A 21688-nucleotide genomic window follows, 5' to 3' on the forward strand; every position below is an offset into this window, starting at 1 on the left:
AATGAAACGTGTTGTAATCACTGGTATGGGCATTAACTCATGCATCGGTAACTCTTTAGAAGAGGTCACTCATTCTTTAAAAAATGGAATCTCTGGGACACGTTTTAACCCAACTTATGCCGAACTTAATTTTAAAAGCCATGTCAGTGCCGCTGCTGAGCAAGATTTTGATGGTATCGATCGTAAATTGAAACGCTTCATGGGCGTATGTGCAATGTATGCCTACAATGCAGCCATTGCTGCTGTAGAAAATGCAGGTTTAAAACAAGAAGATTTAGCCAACAATCCACGTTACGGTATCGCGGGTGGTAGTGGCGGTAACTCAACTGCTTCCGTTGCTGAAATGGTAAAACTTCTCGAAGAAAAAGGCGCACGTAAAATTGGACCATTCTTCGTCCCACGTAATATGAGTAACACGATTACTGCTAACGTCGGTGTCGCGTTAAAACTACAAGGGATCGCTCACTCGATTACCAGTGCTTGCGCAACCTCTGCCGATGCTATCGGATATGCTTATAACCTGATTCAACTTGGCAAACAAGATTTAATGCTTGCAGGTGGCGGTGAAGAAGACCATTGGTCACAAAGCTTATTATTTGATGCAATGGGTGCGTTATGTTCTAAATACAATGACACGCCTGAAACAGCATCACGCCCCTACTCAAAAGACCGTGATGGTTTTGTCATCGCAGGTGGTGGCGGTTTCGTGATCCTTGAGTCTCTTGAACATGCCCAAGCGCGCGGTGCGAACATCTTGGCAGAAGTTGTCGCTTACGCAGCTAATAGCGATGGCGCTGACATGGTTGCACCGTCAGGTGAGGGTGCTACGCGCTGTATCCTCATGGCACTTGACGAAGCTAAACAACATGGTGTGGAAAAAGTTGATTATGTCAACACACATGGTACTTCTACACCAGCAGGCGACATTACCGAACTTAAAGCAATGGAACGTGCATTTGGCGAAGGCCAAGTTCCTGCATTTAGTTCAACTAAGTCAATGACAGGACATAGCTTAGGTGCAGCAGGCGTTCAAGAAGCGATTTACTCTGTATTGATGATGCAAAATGACTTTATTGCTCCAAATATTAACGTGACAGAGTTAGATGAAGGCGCACAAGGTTTCGATATTGTACTTGAAAAACGTGATACAAAACTGAATACTGTAATGAGTAACAGTTTTGGCTTTGGCGGTGTAAACGCCTGCCTTATTTTCAAGAAGTGGGATGCATAATCCCGCGTAGGATTATCGATGGATGCACCTTCTGATGCTTTCTTGTGGGTAAAAGCATTACATATTATTGCTGTGGTTTGTTGGTTCGCTGCATTGTTCTACCTACCACGGCTTTATGTCTACCATGCCATGAGTGAAGATGCTGTCAGTCATCAACGCTTTGAAGTAATGGAACGCAAACTTTATCGTGGCATTATGTGGCCCTCTATGATTGCCACTTTAGTCACTGCCCACTTTCTAGTGGAATGGGGAGATGCAACAAGACATTACCATGATGCATTATGGTTCTATCTTAAAGTCGGTCTAGTTGGTGTATTGGTGATCTACCATCTTATTTGTGGCTATTACCGTAAAAAACTGATGGGAAATGCACATTATAAATCGCATAAGTTTTGGCGTTTCTTCAATGAAATGCCGACGCTTCTCCTTTTTGCGATCATCATTCTTGTTGTTGTAAAGCCTCAGTTCTAACTGGGGCTTTTCTGTTCTAGAATGAGAGAAATACTAAATATTGTCATCTTTTTAAAATGATAAAGTTATTGCGACGAATAAAACAAAAACTACAAGCAAGATTCATTTCTAGCTTAATTATCCTTCTCAAAATGGATCAGTTTGAGTGCCGACACTTGACGCCAAGTGAAGTAGAAATAGCGCAATCAGTATTTGGGGATCTCATTGATTATTCAGCGGTAAAAATTTTTAATATTCCTTATTTACCATGGCAACCCGCCAATATTTTCATTGCTCCCAATGGCAATCTATTTGTTCACCAACAACATTTTTATCCAGATTATTCAAAATGCTCAAGAGCTTTACAAGGTATTTTTATCCACGAACTTGCCCACATCCTGCAGCATCAACACCATACCAATGTCATTTTAAAAGGTGCAGTTTTACAATTGGGTTATTATTTAAGCTTTAAAAAATACAATCCTTATCGCTACGAATTTATATCAACCAAAGCTTTTAATGATTACAACATTGAACAACAAGGTGATATTGCCAGAGATATTTTCTTCAACAAAATTCCGAACATAATTCTAAAAAAATAAAAAAGCCCTGTCATTTTATTTACAGGGCTTTCAATTCAGTAAATCACAATTTACTTTACGCAACTGAACCTTTGCCAGTTTCAGATTTGAGCTCATGACTATCATCCATTTCAGTCGTAAAATCTACACGCATTGCATCTTTAACAATTGTACCAACACGTCCTATACCAATTGCCAATCCAAACGCAACGACAGGAAATAAAATTACTGGAACCATGATTTGTTACCTCTCTAATTTAATTTATAGGTGACGGTTAAAATCGTATTAATTCGATTCGTCTTGCTGTTGCAATATAATTGTGCCTACGCGACCAACTACGATTGCTAAAGCAGATGCTACAACTGGGAATAATATAATTGACATGTTTAACTCCTAGATATGATCAAAATCTTAGATATGATCAAACTCTGCTTTTTGAAATAAAACTGTACCTACACGACCCACAACAATTGCCAATATAGATGCAATCACAAGAAAAAATAAAACTGACATATTTGTTACCTCTCTTCATGTTGAGTGTTATTCGATAAGTACGCTTAACAGTGTACACTCGTTCACATTAATTAGGATAATAGCAGTGCACAAATGTGCACTCAAGTGTCGCAAATAGATTCCCGACGAACGGTATGAAAAATAATCGCAAACCAATAAAGTATTGAATGAATTAAATTAATAATTTTAAATAGTTATATTAGGATCAAGTATTTTGTGTTTTTTTTAAACAACTCTTATTATGTATGACCAATTTCAATACAATACTGGTCACTGGAATGTCATTTAACTTTGAAAAAATAAAATGAAAAAGCGTTGAAGCACAGAATTTATTCACAATCAGGCTTCATCACAACATAAACACTTAGAAACGCTAAAATCCACCAACAAATCTAGGTGTTTTATACAGAAAAACTTGTTATTTTTACGCAGAAAAATGTGCATTTAGTATATATTAGTGATCTTGTTATTTTACTTTAAGATACAGAACGTTTAACACCATGATATGCATTTGTTTTTAAAAACTATACCTATATAAATCAAAAACTTGCATATCATCATTAGTTAAGACTTAGGATTAGGTTTGAATGAAAAATTTTAAAATTGCCCTTGCTCAATTCTCTCCGCATATTGGCAATATTGACGCAAATACTCAAAAGATGGTTGAACAGGCTAATTTAGCGAAACAACAACAAGCTGATTTGATCGTCTTTCCAGAACTATCAACACTAGGCTATCCAGCTGAAGATCTTATGCTGCGTCCGAATTTACAAAAACGTACGCAAAAAGCATTTGCTCAATTAAGTGAAGTAAAAGATATCGTCATGGTCTTTGGTTTTGTTCATCAAACAGAAGACGGACAGCGTTACAATTCAGCTGCGGTAATGAAAGATGGTCAGGTTTTAGGTATCTACAACAAACACAATTTGCCAAATTATGGTGTGTTTGATGAAAAGCGCTATTTCCAAGAAGGTCATCAACATTTAGTGTTTGAGTATCTTGGTCATAAATTTGCTGTATTGATTTGCGAAGATGTGTGGTCACTTAATACAGTAAAACAACTGAGCGAACTGAAAGTTGAAACAGTATTGATCTTGAATGCTTCACCTTATGAAGTTGGTAAGCCACAACATCGTATTCAAACTTTAAGTGAACTCGCAAAACAGTTAAAACTTAATATTGTGTATGTCAATCAGGTTGGCGGCCAAGATGACCTCATTTTCGATGGCTCTAGCTTTGTTAACAATCACAATGGTGAACTCGCTTTTCAAGCGCCAAGCTTTAAAGAAGCTGTTTACTTTACAGAATATGACGTCACCGAAAAGCAGTTTAAAAAAGCTGAAACCATTCCAACATTGGATACTTTTGCTGAAATTTATCAAGCTTTGGTCATGTCGACCCGCGATTATGTACAACGCTCTGGCTTCCCAGGCGTTATCTTAGGTCTATCCGGCGGTATTGATTCAGCCTTAACGCTTGCCATTGCTGTAGATGCGATTGGTGCTGATAAAGTACAAGCTGTGATGATGCCTTATACTTATACCTCTCAAATGAGTGTAGAAGATGCAACTGAACAAGCACGTCGTATGGGAGTAACTTTCGGAATTGCCGAAATTCATCCAATCGTAAATAGCTTCATGCAAACGCTGTTTCCATTTTTTGGCAATTCACCTGCCGATGCAACAGAAGAAAATTTGCAAGCGCGTACACGTGGTACCTTACTCATGGGTTTATCCAATAAATTTGGTAATCTTGTGCTATCGACAGGTAATAAATCTGAAATCTCAGTCGGCTATTGTACGTTATACGGTGATATGGTCGGCGGCTTCTCTGTACTTAAAGATGTATATAAAACCATCGTATTCGAGTTAGCAAAATATCGTAATAGTCTAAGCGAAACTCCTGTTATTCCTGAGCGTGTGATTACTCGCCCCCCATCAGCAGAATTACGTCCTGACCAAAAAGACCAAGATTCTTTGCCTGCTTACGATGTACTTGATGCAATCTTATATGCTTATATAGAAGAAGATTTAAGCCAAGCTGACATTATCGCAAAAGGCTATGAAGCTGAAGTCGTTGAAAAAGTGATTCGCTTGGTTGATCGTAATGAATATAAACGTCGACAAGGTGCGATTGGTCCACGTATTAGCTCACGTGCATTTGGTCGTGAACGACGTTACCCTATCGTCAATGGATGGACTGCGAATGACTGAAAAAGTTGTTTCTGAAAAGTCACAATTACTTGCTCAAGCACTTTTGCTTGAGCAAGTGGCATTTTATAAAAATCAACTCACAACACAACTTTCTGCTGATTTCTTCAAGCAATTTATTCAACTTATTTTGCAGCATGCACCGAACATCAAACTCAAAGAAGTCATTGAACTTGAGCAAATTCAAGCTGTAGTCAAACGCTATGCTTTTGAAATGCAACTGGGTGCGGGGCTGTTAGAATTTATTGGTGAGATCGCACAGAAGCTCCATGTCTTTTCTTTGCAATCTTCAGCTCAATTACAAGATGTTTTCTCAGATCATCAATTTGAAGTCTGGTTATCCAAGATTTTAGAGCTTGAAAACATTCGTCATTATCTCAATCACTTCTTAAAAGAAAGCCCTTCTATTCAGCAGTTATGCCAATACATTGCTACGACAACTTTGCAGAACAAATTACCTAGATTATTTCCGCAAATAGATGAAGAGCGAATTGCTGAAAGTAAATATGAATGGCAACATAAACTCAAAACCTTTTCATATCGCCAGCAGCAGCGTATTGAACACAAAATTGAAGAAAGTATTGCTCGTCTGATTCAGGAGCAATTGGCTGATTTGAGTCTCCTATCTAATGAGGATTTGGAAAGCCTTGCGCGTAACATTTGGGATGACAATAAAGCAAAACCTTTATCGGAATATACCAAACAAGTGACGCCACTTGATGTTGAAGAATTCTTTGTCATGCTCTATGAGTACTGGAAAGAATTGCGCCAATCTTCTTTCTTACAAGATTTAATTTTATATGGTGTTAAAGTTTTCTATGACTTTTATAAAGATGAAAGCTTAGAAGAGGTTTTTGCAGCAATCGGATTAGAAGAAACAGATTTATTAAATGAAGCCGTGCGCTTCTATCCAAAAGTCGTTGTTGCTTTAGATGAACACGACGTTCTTGAGCCACTTATCACTTTAATCTTACAGCCTTTCTATCAAAGCACTCGAACTTTGACCACGATCGAGAAACACCTTTAATATTTGCTAGTCAAAGTAGCTCATATGATGACTAGCAAACTTCTCGACCTACCAATAAATAAGTAATAAAAAAAACCACGCAGGAGCGTGGTTTATAAAATGGTGGCTATGACGGGACTTGAACCTGTGACCCCCGCATTATGAGTGCGGTGCTCTAACCAACTGAGCTACATAGCCGTAAACTGTGTGCGCATTATCTAGTGTTATGCTAAGCAGGTCAAGCCTATGACATTGAAAAAACAAAACATATGCGCACTTTTTATGCACCCATCTATCAATTGATTATTTTTCAGCAAATAGAACACTTCACGCGAGCTGTTCGCGATTCTATTTCAGAAAGATAATTAAAAGCAGATGATTACCACTAAAAAATAGCAGACAAAAAGAGACCACGCAGGAGCGTGGTCTATAAAATGGTGGCTATGACGAGACTTGAACTTGTGACCCCCGCATTATGAGTGCGGTGCTCTAACCAACTGAGCTACATAGCCTAAAACTGTGCGCGCATTATCTTAACTTTCACTACACTCGTCAAGCATAATTTTAAAAAATCTTAGAAGTGGGCCTATAAGCCGGGTTCTGTCGAGGACGATCATTCCTCTAGGCGTACAATCACTCATACGCTCAAGCGACCTACCCGAATCCAGCACGGGCCGTGCCTCAGGATTCCTATTTGGTCTTGCTTCAGGTGGGGTTTACCTTGCCGTGAACTGTTACCAGACACGCGGTGCGCTCTTACCGCACCCTTTCACCCTTACCTCACGAATGAGGCGGTCTACTCTCTGCTGCACTTGCCGTCGGCTTTCGCCGCCCAGGCGTTACCTGGCACCTTGCCCTTTGAAGCCCGGACTTTCCTCCCCTGCTTCAGTCACGGAGACCTCCACAGCAGCGACCGTCCGGCCCACTTCGTGGCGCATCTTATCAAAGTTCGAGGTTAATTGCTCGATTTTTTTTGCGCTGTTAATTTTTTGTATTTGTCCATGAGTTCATCATGTGATTCCACATGTTTCGGATCAAGAGGAATACAATCCACTGGACAAAATAATTGGCACTGAGGTTGATCAAAATGTCCTATACACTCTGTACAAAGTGATGGATTAATCTCATAAATCAACTCACCCATATAAATGGCTTCATTTGGACATACAGGCTCACAAACATCACAATTGATGCATTCATCTGTAATATATAATGACACGCTACCAACCCTGTTGATGTTTTCGTTCAAAGGCCTCAACGACCACGGCAGGTACAAATTTAGTCACATCGCCTTTCAAACGTGCAATTTCTCTTACCAATGTTGATGAAATAAATGAGTATTGTTCAGATGGCGTCAAGAAAACTGACTCGAATTGAGGATCGAGCTGGCGATTCATATTTGCCAACTGGAATTCATACTCAAAGTCTGAAATGGCTCTTAAACCCCGAAGGACGGCTGTCGCACGCTGCTCACGAAAGAAATTCACCAATAAGCCATCAAAACCAACAAACTCAACATTATCTAAATGGCTTAATGATATTTTTGCGAGCTCAACGCGTTCTTCTAAACTAAACACAGGATTTTTATGATGTCCAATCGCGATTGCAACTACAACTTCATCAAACATTTTTGATGCTCTAGCAACCAAATCAACATGCCCATTGGTAATTGGATCAAACGTCCCTGGATAAATCACACGTGTTTTAGACATGCGTTGTACTCTAGTTAATGAGATAAGGCGCATATTTTAACAAAAGTTTTGCATAAACGCTAAATTCCTAAATGATGGAAAAAGATTACGTTTTACGGCACAATATATGCAATTGTGGAAGTTTGAATTATGGCGCAAGCAACAGTAGTAAAAAAACATAATGGTGGCACGATTGCTCAGAACAAAAGAGCGCGCCACGATTACTTTATCGAAGAAAAATTTGAAGCAGGCATGTCCCTCCAAGGCTGGGAAGTGAAATCACTTCGAGCTGGTCGTATGAGCTTGACTGAAAGTTATGTCATTTTTAAAAATGGCGAGGCTTTTTTATTTGGCTCACAAATTCAGCCTTTGTTATCTGCTTCAACGCATGTAGTACCTGAAGCGACACGTACACGTAAATTACTCTTGTCTCGTCGCGAGTTAGAAAAGCTTTTAGGTGCAGTAAATCAAAAAGGTTATTCCTGTGTACCTTTAGCCTGTTATTGGAAAGGACATTTAGTGAAGCTTGAGATTGCTTTAGTAAAAGGTAAGCAATTGCATGATAAACGTGCCACAGAAAAAGACCGTGACTGGCAGCGTGATAAAGCAAGAATGTTGCATAAATAATAAAAAACCTCCAGTTGGAGGTTTTTTATTATGAGACAGTAAAATGTTTTAGTTTCAATTCCGCTAAATATTTTCCAAATCTTTGTGCAGTTTCCAGATCCCCTTCGGGTGGAGTCACTTCTACACTCGCATTATCAGATTGCGTCATTAAACCCAAGAAACTCGACATACGATTAATATCTAAAGGACTTCGCCCAGTCGGCATAAAGGGTAAACCTGCCCATAGCATGCCATGCTGCATCGCAAATAAATTAATTTGCTGTAATACTGCAAGCTTATCGCCGCTCAGACCACCACCATTGGTAAAGCCAGCTGCTAGCTTACCCTGCCATGTTCTTGCCAACCAACGTTTTGAAGAATCTTCCATAAACTGTTTTAAAGCGGAAGTGAGGCTTCCCATATAGGTGGGACAACCCATCACAATCACATCTGCTTGATCTAAAAGTTCCCACTGAACCGCTGCCACAGATAGCAAATGGACTTCTGCGCCTGCTTGCTCAGCGCCTTGAGCGATATATTGTGCAACTTTAGCAGTATGACCATAAGGACTATGATAAATCACACAAACTTTAACTTTAGGAGTAGCAGAATCAAGAACAAACATGGAAATTTTTAAAACCAATGAATTGAGTCAAGTTTAACATTTTCATACAAGCAAGGCGAATCACTGATAAAAACAAGGCAATTTACTGTATAAATACAAAGGTTGCCATTCGCCCTGTCTTACTATCACGGCGATGGGAAAAGAATTCATTCGCCTGGCGATAAGAACATTGATCCCCACCTAACACTGTTTCAATGCCTAAACGGTTCAAAATGAATCGGGCAATCGCATACAAATCAGCTTGATATTTACCTTCTTTTTGTCCCGCGAGGAAAGCAGGCTCCAATTCAGGATATTTTCCACAAAATGCTGACTTAACCTCTTCACCCACTTCAAAACAAGGCTGACTAATTGCTGCCCCTAACCATGCCCAAGTCGGCGAAGATTGCATTTCAGTAACTGTATTTTCAATAATACCATTCGCCAAACCACGCCAACCCGCATGGAGATTGGCAACTTCTGTCCCCTCAGCATTGCCTAAAACCACAGGTAGACAGTCGGCAGTCATCATCATTAAAGCATGACCTTTACGTTGCGTAACTAAACCATCACCTTCAAGCGCGACAAATGGAATTTGTTCATTTATGGTATGACAAATCGTACTATGGGTTTGAGTCAACCACGTCAGTTTACTAACGCCAAATTCAGAGAACTGATTTAATAAAAACATACGATGTTGTTGTACACGTTGCGCATCATCATTGACATGCAAAGCTAAATTAAAACCCGTTAAATTTATCTTCGTTGTGCTTATTGCTTGAGGATGCTCAATACGAGTTTGCCCTGCGTAAATGCCTTTAGGTAAACCTGATACAAATTCCATAACATATCTCCTAAGCAATATTTTCTATATCAGTCTTTCTCTTGTGGAACCACAATCGGCTCTAATCGCCTAAGCCTAAGAAGAGAGCGTTTAAAACCGCTAACAGCATGGAGTTCACAAAAGCATCCCCCTCAGGAGAGATAAGGAGCGACTAAAGCTCTACAAGAGGGAGAAAAGAATCATTTAATATGCCTGATTTTCCGTGCGTAGTACTTCAACCAACTGGGTAAAATCTTCTGGCCAAGGTGCTTCAAACATCATGTCCTCACCTGTACGTGGATGAACCAACCCCAATTTTGCTGCATGCAAAGCTTGACGCTTAAAGCCACGCAGCATATCAGTTAAAGTAGCTGAAGCCCCAGCTGGAAAGCGCACACGATTGACATACACAGGATCACCCACTAATCCATGTCCTAAATAACTAAAGTGCACACGAATTTGATGCGTGCGCCCTGTTTCCAATTGCGCTTGAACACGGGTAAAGTCACGGAAACGTTCTTTCACATTGTAGTGCGTTACCGCATCACGGCCACCAGGTAGGATTGCCATTTTGACACGGTCTACAGGATGCCTTTTAATCGGTTCATCAATCGTGCCCCCAGCAATAATATTTCCATACACCACAAGGTCATAGACACGATAAACTGTTTTCTTTGCTAATTGTTTACTCAGCGAAAACTGTGCTTCTAAATTTTTAGCAACGACAAGTAATCCACTGGTATCTTTATCAATACGATGAACCAAACCAGCACGCGCTAGTTCAGCAAGTTTTGGGGCATGATAAAGTAAGGCATTCACTAATGTACCTGTTGGATTACCAGCGCCTGGATGAACGACCATTCCCACTTCTTTATTGATCACAATAATATCGTCATCTTCATAGACAATATTTAAGGGAATATTTTCAGGCTGGCTCGATGTTTGTGCCTCAAGCTCAACTTCAAGCGTCAACAACTCGTTACCTTCACAACGGTACTTTGGTTTTACAATATTACCATTTACCAACAGATGCCCATCTTTCATCCATTGCTTAAGTTTTTCACGAGAAAACTCGTTCCACACTAGCGCAGCGACTTGATCAATGCGTTGACCTAAATAGTTTTCATCGAGTTGAACTTGCAACGATAAACGTGTTGCAGTTGAGTCAGAATTATGATTATCTGCATCGACAGAATCTTCGAGTAAGAAATCTGTTTCAGAGAAGTTTGAATTGGAAGATTGTGCTGAAGTCATTTGATGATCGGTACAAAAATGGTTTAATAGTACCATTGTAGCTTATTGCCCAGAATAACAGAGGAGTTTTTATGTCGCTACCACGTTATAAAATTACAGTGCTCGCACTTTCTTTAGGTGTAGCATCTGCATTTGTGGGCTGTAGCAGCAATCCGAGTAAGAAAGAAGTGGTTGATAAAGGGCCACAATCAAGTGAACAAGTCTATTTTGAAAAAGCACTCAAATCTCTTGAACGCAATCAATATACAGATGCGGTAAAATCACTGGAAGCTTTAGATACTTACTTCCCAACTGGACAATATACCCAGCAAGCACAACTTGAACTTCTCTACGCAAAATTCAAACAAAAAGATTATGAAGGAACGATTGCACTTGCGGATCGATTCATTCGTCTAAATCCACAACATCCTAACGTAGACTATGCTTACTATGTTCGTGGTGTTGCCAATATGGAAATGAACTACGATAGCTTAATTCGTTATACGTCATTGAAACAAGCACATCGTGACGTAAGCTATATTAAAGTTGCTTATCAAAATTTTGTTGATTTAATTCGCCGTTTTCCAAGCAGTCAATATTCTGTTGATGCGGCTCAACGCATGAAATATATCGGTCAAGAGCTTGCTGAGAGTGAAATGAATGCTGCGCGCTTCAACATTCAACGTAAAGCATGGTTAGCGGCAGCGGAACGTGCTCGATGGGTTCTTGAGTATTACCCTCAAACCCCACAAACCCCTGAAGCATTAGCAACTTTAGCCTATAGCTACCAGCAACTTGGGGATAAGGCAACATCCCAACAATATATTGAGATTCTTAAACTCAATTATCCAAATCTGGTCAAATCAAATGGTGAAGTCAATCTACGTGCTGCACGCAAAGAAGGTAGCTGGGTTAATCGGGCAACTTTAGGTTTACTTGGTCGTGAATCTCAACAAACTGAAGTTGAAAATAATGACACTCAAATCGAACCACCTCGCCGTAGTTTAACCAACCGTTTGAGTTTTGGATTATTTGATAAACCTGAAACTGAACAAAGCAGCGAAGAAAATGCAGCAAATTAATTTCTAAGTGTTCGGGTGTGGTTTTAGCCTATAACGCTATGCATGGTTGAAATACCAACACACCCTGAACTCAACATACGAACAGGCAAGTTAATCCTTGCCTGTTTTTCATTTTATGCAACAATGATAACTAAATTCATCCCAAGCTCTACCCAGTTTTTTTAAATGGTAACCTGTCATGGCAATTCCACAGCATACGATTGATCAAATCCTAGATCGAACCGACATCGTCGATTTGATCGGTCAACGTGTGAAATTGAAAAAAACTGGGCGTACATATTCTGGCTGTTGCCCATTTCATCAAGAAAAAACCCCTTCTTTCCATGTATATCGTGATAAACAGTATTATCACTGCTTTGGCTGCCAAGCCAATGGAAATGCGATTCGTTTCTTGATGGACATTGACAGTCGTAACTTTATCGATGTGATGAAGGACCTGTCTAATCAGACTGGAATAGAATTACCCAAAGATAATCACGACAACAAAAAACTTTCTTATAAACGTAGCCCTCAGACGTCACCTTCTCCGCCTGAAAAAAAATCCAACTCTCCAACACCAGATCATTCGATTCATGAACCCATGGACGAGCATTTTGTTGATATGGATCGGTTTATGGATGATCCCTTTGCACAATTTGATCCAGCCTTTGGCATGGATGAGCAAGTGCAAGAAGGCAATCTCTATGACCTTTTGGAAAATGTGGCACAGTTTTATGAACGACAACTTCCCCATAGCCAAAAAGCCCAGAACTATTTTAAGCATCGCGGCTTATCAGTTCAGACCATCCAATTTTGGCGTTTAGGATACGCACCAGAAGATTGGCAACATTTAGAAAAAGCCTTCCCTCAAGATATAGAAGGCTTAAAACAAATCGGACTGATTCGCTCTAGTGACAGTGGTCGAGATTTTGATTTATTACGTGATCGTGTGATTTTTCCGATTCGTGATCATAAAGGTCGTGTGGTCGGTTTTGGTGGACGTGCGCTGAACGATGACATTAAACCTAAATATATCAACTCTCCAGATTCAGAAGTGTTCCATAAAAACCAACTGCTTTACGGTTTATATGAGGGACGTAAGCTCAAAGCCAATGACTGGTTGATGGTAGAAGGTTATATGGATGTGATTGCGCTACAACAGTACGGTATCAACGGCGCTGTCGCAACGCTTGGAACAGCCAGCAATGCGGATCACTTAACCACGCTCTTTAAACAGAACTCCCGTATCACGATTGCCTTCGATGGTGATGCTGCAGGACAAAAAGCAGCACGACGAACTTTGGAAATTGCACTTCCATTACTCAATGATGGTCGTGAGTTAAAATTCTTTGTGCTGCCCAATGAGCATGATCCAGATTCTTTAATTCGACGTGAAGGATTGGAAAATTTCCAAAAGTTACTGCAACAAGCACCGCTATTGTCTGATTTTGTATTTGCTCATTTAACGGGACAACATGATATCAGCACGCCTGAAGGTAAAAGCTTGGTCATGGGAGAGCTACGAGAATTAACCGAATTACTGCCTAAACAAGGCTCATTTCGTTACTTGTTAACTCAATCTTTCCGCGAAAAACTAGGTTTAGGTAAACGTTTTACACCACAAATCAGCCATGATGCATCTTTGTCTTTTAATATTCACACCAAAGATGAAGATTTTGCGATCGCTATTTTGATGCATCACCCCTTTCTTTATATCCATTTTGAAGAATTACGTGCGGTGATTGATCAAACAGAATTGTTAGCCAAGATTTTAGCCGTACTAAATATCGTGTTTGATGATCTACCCGATGATCAAGAGTTAGCGACTTATTATGTACTCGGTGCATGTAGCAATTTTAGCCATGAGATTGCTGATATTATGCAACGCACTAATATTCAATCATTAACTCAGGCACCTGAAATTGCAGATAAATTAGCAAAGGAATATGCTTTAGGTTTACAAGAAAAGTATTTAAGATTAAAACTTAAATCACCGATTACGCTGATTGAATCACGCAACTTACGTCAGCAATTGAATGAATTAACTAAGCAAATTAGCTTACGCTTACTATCCTAATTTTTTATTGTTTTGGCTTGCGCTCATGCTCAAATACTTCATGAAGATGCTGCTGTAGCCATTCAAAATAATCAGGACTCTCAGCTTTAGCCGCCTCACGCAATAAAATGGAGGTCGGATGCATCAATTTTTGCGTCAAACGATGAGCAAACTCTTGCAGAACTTGCTCAGGCGGATGTCCATGTTGTAATGCATCCATGGCATGTTCTAATTCAATTTGACTCATTTCTTCGCTATGTTGGCGGTAGGCTTGTATCGTTCCGCCCGCCTCTTTAACTTTTTGCTGAGTAATCAATTGTGTCGCTAATTGATTTACCATTACTTCAGCTTCAACAGCAGCTTGACGACGCTGTGCTAGATTTTCATCTATCACACTTTGTAAATCATCTACGCCATATAAATAAACGTTATCTAGTGACTCAACTTTTGGATCAATATCACGTGGAACTGCCAAATCCACCATCAACATTTGTTGATAACGACGACTCTTCAGTGCACTTTTAACGTCTTTATATCCAATCACTTGATGCAAACTACCTGTACAACTCGAAATCACATCAGCTCTGTGCAAATTTTGCGCCAACGCTTCAAATGGAATAATTTCCACCTCAACCTGATGTGCGATTTCTTGCGCTAATTGGTCTGCTCGTTCACGGCTACGGTTACAAATAATGATCCTTGCAACCCCCATTTCAGCCAAATATTTGGCCACAAGACTATTCATCTCCCCTGCAGCAATCACCATGACTGTGAGCTTTTCTGGATGACTAAACACTTGAGAGGCTAACTGAGCAACCGCATAGCCCATAGAGACTGCATGACTTCCGACTGAGGTCTCAGTACGGACGCGCTTTGCGGCATAAAATGCGTATTCAAAAATCCCGTTAAGTTCAGGAGAAACTGTCTCCGCATCTTTAGATAAAGCCAAGGCACTTTTGACCTGACCTAAAATTTGCGGCTCACCTAACATTAGTGAGTCTAAACCACTTGCAACACGCATCAAATGAGTAATGGCTTGAGCATTCTCGTAACGATAAACATGATGAATTAATTGTTTTACATCAATATTATTCACTTGGGCGAGCCAATTCAGGATGCTATCTGCATCCTCAGTCATGGCATAAACTTCTGTGCGATTACATGTCGAGACGACCACCATATCCTTCAGTGCAGGATGTCGATGTTGTTCAAGCAATAATGCTTCCAATCGCTCTGCATTGAAAGCAATTTGCTCACGAAGTTCGACAGAAGCTGTTTGATGGTTGACACCCAATGCAAAGAAAGACATATCAGATCATCATTTCGCTAAATTTATGTTATTGTGCAACATCGGTGTCATAAAAAGCATTACTTTGGATCAATAAAAATTGCGTCAGCTATATCGCCGTATCCAGTTTAGCGGCAAGACGATTAGACGGTATTCTACCACAATCTTATTGTTAGGTAGTATGAGTGCCTACGTCTCTGCACAAGCAATACACGACATGTATGCTGATCAGAGCTTTGAATATGCCCTAAAACAGAGCATGGTTGCTGAGTTTTCGCTTGCTTACGATGATATTCCAACTGCATTGCATAACTATACCGTGCTTGCAATTCGCAGTAATTCAACCACGATCAAACAACGTGCACTAGATATCGCACTTGAATATGATGATTTGCAAGCGGCTTTAGATATTGCTACGCATTGGGTTGAACAAGAACCCAAAGATGTACCAGCGTTATTCTACTTATCACATATTGCCCTAAAAACTCATGAATACGAACTCGCCGCTAAAACCTTAGATAAAATTCTAAATATTGATCCAACGGCTGATTTAGAACAGATTCTTGCAGGAATTGCACCTGAGCAAGCAAAAGATAGAGAGATTTTGCTCAATGCATTGCGAGCGAGTAAAGAAAAAAATAATCCCTCTATTTTGGCGTTAATCGCAGGTCTAGAAGCTCAAGATGGTTCTTACGAACAGGCACTCAAAAATATAAACCGTGCGCTACGTAAACGCTCAAAATCGACGAGTTTTATTTTGATGAAAGCCAATTTGCTGATGGCTTTACAAGATGAAGAAGCAACACAAAAATGGCTGGCACGTGCAAGTCGGAAGAACAAAAATAATTTGGATGTGCGTTTGGCAGAAGCACGCTATTACATTCAAATGAATCAACAGCATCAAGCTTTTGATAAACTGCAAGCGATTATTAAAGACCACCCTCGTGCGGAGGAGGCTTTATTTATAGCAGGTTTGACAAGTATCGATTTAAAAAAATATGAGCTTGCTGAGCAGTATTTGGTTGAATTACGCTCTTCTGAAAAGTATCAAAACGAAGCCTATTACTATCTCGCCATCAATGCACAACGTAAGCAACATTATGAAACAGCCAAAGCCTATTATCGTTTAGTTGATGGCAACTTATATATCGTCTCTCGACGCAATATGATTGCGATTTTTGAACAACAACAGCAACTTAATGACGCGCTAAGATTTCTAACCCAAGAGCGAGTTAACTATCCGCAGCATGCCAGTTTCTTATATCAAGCCCAAGCTGATATCTTAAAAAAAACAAATAATAAAGTGGCTGCCCTCGCTTTACTCGATGAAGCGATCAAAAATATTCCAGATGATCCAGAACTCATTTACGCAGAAGTTTTATTGCTCGATCCTTATACAGATCGTGACAAATTGGATAAAGCACTGAAACAACTTTTGCGCTTAGAACCCAATAGTCCTACCTATTTAAATGCATATGCTTATACTTTGGCACTGCAAAATCGTCGTCTCAAAGAAGCACGTAAATATGCAGAACTAGCACTAGAGTATGCCCCTGAACAAGCCTCTATTTTAGATACGCTGGGCTATATTGCATTTTTACAAAATGATTTTGATACAGCAGTCAATGTGCTCGAACAAGCATATTCACTGAGCCAAAATATCAATATTGGCGTTCGATATGCGAAAGCACTTTATATGCAAGGATCACTCACTGAATTTAGCGATGTGTTACAGCAATTGAAACAAAAACATGCGAATGCCCCACAATTACAACAACTTGATGGCTTAATCTTACCTGTCACTGTAAAAAAGAGTTAAATTCATGCGTCTTTTTCCAAAATTATGCGTCGCATTATGTAGTAGTGGTGTGTTGCTATTAACAGGCTGTCAACACCTCGGACAACCCAAAAAAACGATCGTTTCGCCACAAGTTCAAGATGAAAATAATTTTAGCTTACAAGGGAAAATTGGGGTTCGCACACCGCAACAATCAGGTAGTGCATTCTTCACATGGATTCAACAACAGGATCAATTTGATATTGAACTGACAGGAATTTTAGGAGTGGGTAAAACTCAAATTCAAGGCAAACCCGGTGAAGTGACGTTGAATAGCTCTAAAACGGGCTTAATCACCGCAAATTCGCCAGAAGAGCTTTTGGAAAAGGCAACGGGTTGGCAAGCTCCAATTATGCACCTTACCCATTGGATACAAGCCAAACCAGCTACTCTGCATGCTCAAGCAACTCGAGACGAAAATAATCGTTTAAAACAACTCATTGAAGATGGCTGGACAGTAGATTTTAGCTACAACGATAATCAAACTCTGCCAAATAAGCTTCTGCTCAAACAAGCGCTTGAGGAAAATAAAGAAAACCGTATTACAATGGTTATTCAAAATCGATAACTTAGATGCTTATATGATTAAAGTACCGTCTCCTGCCAAGCTGAATTTATTTTTGCATATCACAGGTCGCCGTGAAAATGGTTACCATGAACTGCAAACTATTTTCCAATTGATTGATTTATATGATTGGATGAGTTTCGAACCGTATGAAAATGAAATAATTCAAATTGAAGGCTTGGCAGACGTACAACTAGAACAAAATTTAATCTATCGCGCAGCACAACTTTTACGCCCCCATGCCAAAAAACCTTGTGGATTAAATATTCATATCGAAAAAAATATCCCGATGGGGGCTGGTCTAGGCGGTGGTTCATCCAATGCTGCGACGACACTCATCGTACTGAATCAACTATGGCAATGTGACTTAAATGAGCAGCAACTTGCCGACTATGGCGTACAACTTGGGGCTGATGTACCGATCTTTGTTTTTGGACGTAATGCGTGGGCTGAAGGTATAGGTGAACATTTATCATTCATAGACTTAGCTCAAAAAAAATTCATAATTCTAAAACCTGACTGTTTTATCAGCACTCAATTGCTATTTTCACAAAAAACATTGACAAGAGACTCTAAGATCACTAAATTTTGCGCCTATCAGTTAGAACCTTCCAGTTTCGGAAATAACTTTGAACCTCTGGCTCGAACGTTATATCCTGAAGTTGAAGAAGCAATGCAATATTTAGATCAGTTTGGTCTAGCAAAGCTTACAGGTACAGGTGCTTGTGTTTTTACTGAAGTAACTGATGAAATGAATGTTGAGTTGATTTTGAAAAATGCGCCATGTAAAGCTTACCTGGTCAACAGTTTGACAGAATCACCGTTAAGACATTTCAAAGTTGCACGTTAGGGGCGTCGCCAAGTGGTAAGGCAGCGGGTTTTGATCTCGCCATCCGTTGGTTCGAATCCAGCCGCCCCTGCCAATTTTCACCTGTAGATGTATGTAATAGGGGCGTCGCCAAGTGGTAAGGCAGCGGGTTTTGATCTCGCCATCCGTTGGTTCGAATCCAGCCGCCCCTGCCATTACAGATCATCAAATTTAGGGGCGTCGCCAAGTGGTAAGGCAGCGGGTTTTGATCTCGCCATCCGTTGGTTCGAATCCAGCCGCCCCTGCCATATCTTTAGACAGACTTGTTTTATCTCGATGTTTGATCAAATATATTGACAATATCACGTAAAACGATTAAAGTTCTGCCGCATTAGGGGCGTCGCCAAGTGGTAAGGCAGCGGGTTTTGATCTCGCCATCCGTTGGTTCGAATCCAGCCGCCCCTGCCATATAATAGATTGCTTTTAAACTACCCGTTGGAAAATTTTTTAATTTTTCTTTAGCGCTTGGGTGAAGTATTCTTCATATAGCCCTCTTTGGAAAATCATAGATTTTTCTCTTGCGCTCGGGTGAAGCGTTGCTTCACGTAATCCTCGCTCAGGTGCTTCATGCCCAATCTTGTCGTTTTTAGTGGAAGTGCTCATCCACAATTTGCTCAAAAAGTCGTAAGTCATTTACATATCCCTTTAGGTGCTGCTTCAGTTAGCAAGTTCTCTGATGGCGAAATTTCAGTTGAAATTACTGAAAATGTACGTGGTAAAGACGTTTTTATCGTTCAATCTACTTGTGCGCCAACCAATGACAACCTTATGGAAATCTTGGTGATGGCTGATGCTTTGCGTCGTGCAAGTGCGGGTCGTATTACTGCTGTTATTCCTTACTTCGGATATGCGCGCCAAGATCGTCGTCCACGTTCTGCTCGTGTACCGATCACAGCTAAAGTTGTTGCTGATATGCTGACAACTGTAGGTATTGACCGTGTTGTAATGATTGACTTACACGCAGACCAAATTCAAGGTTTCTTTGATATCCCTGTTGACAACATCTACGGTACACCAGCGTTACTTGCTGACTTACGTCAACAACAACATGATAACTTGATGGTGGTTTCACCTGACGTTGGTGGTGTTGTTCGTGCGCGTGCTGTTGCAAAACAATTAGGTGATATTGATTTAGCGATTATTGATAAACGTCGCCAAAAAGCAAATGAATCACAAGTGATGCATTTGATTGGTGATGTAAAAGATCGTGACTGTGTCATCGTTGATGACATGGTAGATACAGCAGGAACGCTTTGCAAAGCTGCTGATGCACTGAAACAATTTGGTGCACGCCGCGTTATTGCTTATGCAACTCACCCTGTTTTATCAGGTAAAGCGATTGAAAACCTACAAAACTCTGTCATTGATGAATTGGTTGTCACTGACACCATTCCTCTTTCAGATGAAGCAATGAACTTAGGTAAAATTCGCCAAGTTTCTGTTGCTAGCATGGTTGCTGAAACAATTCGTCGTATTAATAACGAAGAATCTATTAGCGCTATGTTCGATAGTTATCTATAATAGCCCAGCTTTTTTCAAGCCCTGCCCTTTGGCAGGGTTTTCTATCACTAAACTGGTCGCAAGTTTAGTTCATTAAACTCCAATGAGGATATGCCCATGGCAAACTTCGTATTAAATGCTCAAGCACGTGAAGCTGCACAACAAGGGAAAGGTTCGAGCCGCCGCCTTCGTCACGCAGCTCAAATCCCAGCAATCATCTATGGTGGTAGCGCTGAGCCTGTAGCAATTACTTTAGAACTTCGTGAAATCGTTAAAGCTTTAGAAAACAATGCGTTTTTTGAAGAAGTTATCGAAATCAAAATCGGTGACAAAGTTGAAAACGTTAAAATCCAAGCGTTACAACGTCACCCAGCTAAAAACACACCTATGCACGCTGACTTCAAACGCGCATAAGTGTTAAAGGCGTAAATTAGTGTCAAATATTTCGCTAATTGTTGGTTTGGGCAATCCTGGAAAGGAATATGCCCAGACCCGTCACAATGCAGGTTTTTGGTTCGTCGAACAACTTGCAGATCGTTATGGTATTTCCTTAAAAGCAGATCCAAAGTTTCACGGATTCAGCGGTCGTGGTCAGATTGAAGGTCATGACGTACGCTTATTATTACCCACAACGTTTATGAACCGTTCTGGTCAAAGTGTTGCCCCTTTCGCTAAATTTTATCAAATTTCTCCTGAATCAATTCTTGTTGCTCATGATGAACTCGATATGGATCCTGGCGTTATTCGTTTAAAATCAGGCGGTGGACACGGCGGACATAATGGTCTACGTGATATCGTTCCTCATATTGGTGCTAACTTTCATCGTTTACGAATTGGAATTGGACACCCTGGCTCCAAAGAGCGTGTTTCAGGCCACGTGCTCAATAAAGCACCTAGCAGCGAACAACACTTGATGGATGCAGCTATTGATCATGCACTTTCTAAAGTGAAATTACTTGTTGATGGACAGGTTTCACTTGCCATGAATCAAATTAATGCTTACAAACCCGCTTAACCTTGAACTGAATTGTTGAACAATCGCGCTTGCCATATTGCTCATTTAGGCGCAAAATGCGCATCAAACCGCCTATAGCCTGCGGAAAACGTGACAAGTCAACCATAAGATATTCATCTTAGGTCTTACTCAGGAGACGCTAGCCATGCTATCTCGTTTATTAAAATGTAAAATTCACCGTGCAGTTGTGACACATGCTGAGCTTCATTACGAAGGTTCTTGCGCAATTGATGGTGTATTGATGGATTTAGCAGGGATTCGTGAATACGAAGAAATTCACGTATGGAACGTAACTAACGGCAAACGCTTCACAACGTATGCAATTCGCGGCGAAGATGACTCAGGTATCATTTCAGTCAACGGTGGTGCAGCGCATCAAGCTGATGTAGGTGATTTAGTGATTATTGCAACTTTTGGTGATTTTAATGAAGTTGAAGCCAATCTTCACAAACCACGCCTCGTTTATGCAAACCCAGACAATACAGTAAATCACACAGCAAACTGTATTCCTGTACAAGTCGCATAAGCTGTAAAAATTTTCTCCAAAAA

At 40.3% G+C, this 21688-nt stretch carries 22 protein-coding genes, 6 tRNA genes and 1 other RNA gene; 19 read left to right on the top strand and 10 right to left on the bottom strand.

Annotated elements, in window-relative coordinates:
* Position 1 precedes the first annotated feature (1 nt).
* From DK207_RS04685 to DK207_RS04695, 3 genes are read left to right on the top strand one after another with little or no spacing between them, the layout of a single operon-like run.
* A complete protein-coding gene (locus DK207_RS04685; RefSeq protein ID WP_109440183.1) occupies positions 2–1231 on the top strand; it encodes a beta-ketoacyl synthase N-terminal-like domain-containing protein in 1230 nt (409 codons plus the stop codon).
* An 18-nt stretch (positions 1232–1249) separates the two neighbouring features.
* Positions 1250–1702, top strand: coding sequence for a CopD family protein (locus DK207_RS04690; RefSeq protein ID WP_109440184.1), 453 nt, complete (start codon positions 1250–1252; stop codon positions 1700–1702).
* A gap of 56 nt (positions 1703–1758) precedes the next feature.
* Positions 1759–2283, top strand: a complete 525-nt coding sequence (locus DK207_RS04695) for a hypothetical protein (RefSeq protein ID WP_109440185.1) — start codon at positions 1759–1761, stop codon at positions 2281–2283.
* 55 nt (positions 2284–2338) lie between these two features.
* On the opposite strand, the gene DK207_RS15810 is transcribed toward DK207_RS04695, so the two are convergent.
* Entirely contained in the window at positions 2339–2500 is a 162-nt protein-coding gene (locus DK207_RS15810) for a hypothetical protein (protein ID WP_171293622.1), read from the bottom strand.
* An 863-nt stretch (positions 2501–3363) separates the two neighbouring features.
* On the opposite strand from DK207_RS15810, the gene DK207_RS04705 reads away from it, so the two are divergent.
* Both DK207_RS04705 and DK207_RS04710 read left to right on the top strand, forming a co-directional pair.
* Entirely contained in the window at positions 3364–4989 is a 1626-nt protein-coding gene (locus DK207_RS04705) for an NAD+ synthase (protein WP_109440186.1), read from the top strand.
* On the top strand, positions 4982–6013 hold the full coding sequence (locus DK207_RS04710; protein ID WP_109440187.1) for a hypothetical protein: 1032 nt from the start codon (positions 4982–4984) through the stop codon (positions 6011–6013). The genes DK207_RS04705 and DK207_RS04710 overlap by 8 nt, the downstream gene beginning before the upstream one ends.
* A gap of 100 nt (positions 6014–6113) precedes the next feature.
* Here the strand turns inward: DK207_RS04710 and DK207_RS04715 are convergent.
* The 5 genes from DK207_RS04715 to coaD form a co-directional block, all read right to left on the bottom strand.
* Positions 6114–6190 (bottom strand) — tRNA-Met (locus tag DK207_RS04715).
* A 237-nt stretch (positions 6191–6427) separates the two neighbouring features.
* Positions 6428–6504 (bottom strand) — tRNA-Met (locus tag DK207_RS04720).
* Positions 6505–6565: 61 nt separating this feature from the next.
* Positions 6566–6921, bottom strand: an RNA gene (gene rnpB, locus DK207_RS04725) — RNase P RNA component class A.
* A 26-nt stretch (positions 6922–6947) separates the two neighbouring features.
* A complete protein-coding gene (locus DK207_RS04730) occupies positions 6948–7211 on the bottom strand; it encodes a YfhL family 4Fe-4S dicluster ferredoxin (RefSeq protein WP_109440188.1) in 264 nt (87 codons plus the stop codon).
* A 1-nt stretch (position 7212) separates the two neighbouring features.
* Positions 7213–7704 (bottom strand): pantetheine-phosphate adenylyltransferase, encoded by a 492-nt coding sequence (coaD, locus tag DK207_RS04735; protein WP_109440189.1) that lies wholly within the window; start codon positions 7702–7704, stop codon positions 7213–7215.
* Between the two features lie 129 nt (positions 7705–7833).
* On the opposite strand from coaD, the gene smpB reads away from it, so the two are divergent.
* Positions 7834–8310 (top strand): SsrA-binding protein SmpB, encoded by a 477-nt coding sequence (smpB, locus tag DK207_RS04740; protein ID WP_038343209.1) that lies wholly within the window; start codon positions 7834–7836, stop codon positions 8308–8310.
* A 28-nt stretch (positions 8311–8338) separates the two neighbouring features.
* Here smpB and DK207_RS04745 read toward each other — a convergent pair whose 3' ends face one another.
* The 3 genes from DK207_RS04745 to rluD form a co-directional block, all read right to left on the bottom strand.
* Positions 8339–8914 carry a flavodoxin family protein gene (locus tag DK207_RS04745; RefSeq protein WP_109440190.1) on the bottom strand — a complete coding sequence of 192 codons (576 nt, stop codon included), beginning with the start codon at positions 8912–8914 and terminating at the stop codon, positions 8339–8341.
* 82 nt (positions 8915–8996) lie between these two features.
* Positions 8997–9737 carry a peptidoglycan editing factor PgeF gene (pgeF, locus tag DK207_RS04750; RefSeq protein ID WP_109440191.1) on the bottom strand — a complete coding sequence of 247 codons (741 nt, stop codon included), beginning with the start codon at positions 9735–9737 and terminating at the stop codon, positions 8997–8999.
* A 183-nt stretch (positions 9738–9920) separates the two neighbouring features.
* On the bottom strand, positions 9921–10970 hold the full coding sequence (gene rluD, locus DK207_RS04755) for a 23S rRNA pseudouridine(1911/1915/1917) synthase RluD (RefSeq protein ID WP_109440256.1): 1050 nt from the start codon (positions 10968–10970) through the stop codon (positions 9921–9923).
* A 71-nt stretch (positions 10971–11041) separates the two neighbouring features.
* On the opposite strand from rluD, the gene DK207_RS04760 reads away from it, so the two are divergent.
* Positions 11042–12031, top strand: a complete 990-nt coding sequence (locus tag DK207_RS04760; RefSeq protein ID WP_109440192.1) for an outer membrane protein assembly factor BamD — start codon at positions 11042–11044, stop codon at positions 12029–12031.
* 178 nt (positions 12032–12209) lie between these two features.
* Positions 12210–14087, top strand: a complete 1878-nt coding sequence (locus DK207_RS04765; protein WP_109440193.1) for a DNA primase — start codon at positions 12210–12212, stop codon at positions 14085–14087.
* Between the two features lie 4 nt (positions 14088–14091).
* Here the strand turns inward: DK207_RS04765 and hemA are convergent, their stop codons facing one another.
* Positions 14092–15375, bottom strand: coding sequence for a glutamyl-tRNA reductase (gene hemA / locus DK207_RS04770; protein WP_109440194.1), 1284 nt, complete (start codon positions 15373–15375; stop codon positions 14092–14094).
* 79 nt (positions 15376–15454) lie between these two features.
* Here hemA and DK207_RS04775 point away from each other — a divergent pair, with 79 nt between their 5' ends.
* The 11 genes from DK207_RS04775 (at position 15455) to panD (ending at position 21665) form a co-directional block, all read left to right on the top strand.
* Positions 15455–17173 carry a tetratricopeptide repeat protein gene (locus tag DK207_RS04775; protein ID WP_109440195.1) on the top strand — a complete coding sequence of 573 codons (1719 nt, stop codon included), beginning with the start codon at positions 15455–15457 and terminating at the stop codon, positions 17171–17173.
* A 4-nt stretch (positions 17174–17177) separates the two neighbouring features.
* Positions 17178–17759: a lipoprotein insertase outer membrane protein LolB gene (lolB, locus tag DK207_RS04780; RefSeq protein ID WP_109440196.1), complete on the top strand. Its 582-nt coding sequence runs from the start codon at positions 17178–17180 to the stop codon at positions 17757–17759.
* A gap of 13 nt (positions 17760–17772) precedes the next feature.
* The gene (ispE, locus tag DK207_RS04785; protein WP_109440197.1) at positions 17773–18606 is read left to right on the top strand and encodes a 4-(cytidine 5'-diphospho)-2-C-methyl-D-erythritol kinase; all 834 of its coding nucleotides are present in this window, start codon (positions 17773–17775) and stop codon (positions 18604–18606) included.
* A tRNA-Gln gene (locus DK207_RS04790) sits at positions 18605–18679 on the top strand. Before ispE ends, DK207_RS04790 begins: the two co-directional genes overlap by 2 nt.
* A 25-nt stretch (positions 18680–18704) precedes the next feature.
* A tRNA-Gln gene (locus tag DK207_RS04795) sits at positions 18705–18779 on the top strand.
* Positions 18780–18797: 18 nt separating this feature from the next.
* Positions 18798–18872 (top strand) — tRNA-Gln (locus tag DK207_RS04800).
* 85 nt (positions 18873–18957) lie between these two features.
* Positions 18958–19032 (top strand) — tRNA-Gln (locus DK207_RS04805).
* Positions 19033–19191: 159 nt separating this feature from the next.
* Positions 19192–20145, top strand: coding sequence for a ribose-phosphate pyrophosphokinase (locus DK207_RS04810; RefSeq protein ID WP_004638154.1), 954 nt, complete (start codon positions 19192–19194; stop codon positions 20143–20145).
* A 96-nt stretch (positions 20146–20241) separates the two neighbouring features.
* On the top strand, positions 20242–20538 hold the full coding sequence (gene rplY / locus DK207_RS04815) for a 50S ribosomal protein L25 (RefSeq protein ID WP_005081504.1): 297 nt from the start codon (positions 20242–20244) through the stop codon (positions 20536–20538).
* A gap of 19 nt (positions 20539–20557) precedes the next feature.
* Entirely contained in the window at positions 20558–21139 is a 582-nt protein-coding gene (gene pth / locus DK207_RS04820; RefSeq protein WP_004638152.1) for an aminoacyl-tRNA hydrolase, read from the top strand.
* A 145-nt stretch (positions 21140–21284) separates the two neighbouring features.
* Complete coding sequence (panD, locus tag DK207_RS04825) at positions 21285–21665, top strand: aspartate 1-decarboxylase (protein WP_109440198.1); 381 nt, start codon at positions 21285–21287, stop codon at positions 21663–21665.
* The last annotated feature ends 23 nt before the right edge of the window (positions 21666–21688 follow it).

This window comes from Acinetobacter haemolyticus (assembly GCF_900406815.1).
In the GTDB taxonomy this organism is placed as follows: Bacteria; Pseudomonadota; Gammaproteobacteria; order Pseudomonadales; family Moraxellaceae; genus Acinetobacter; species Acinetobacter haemolyticus_A.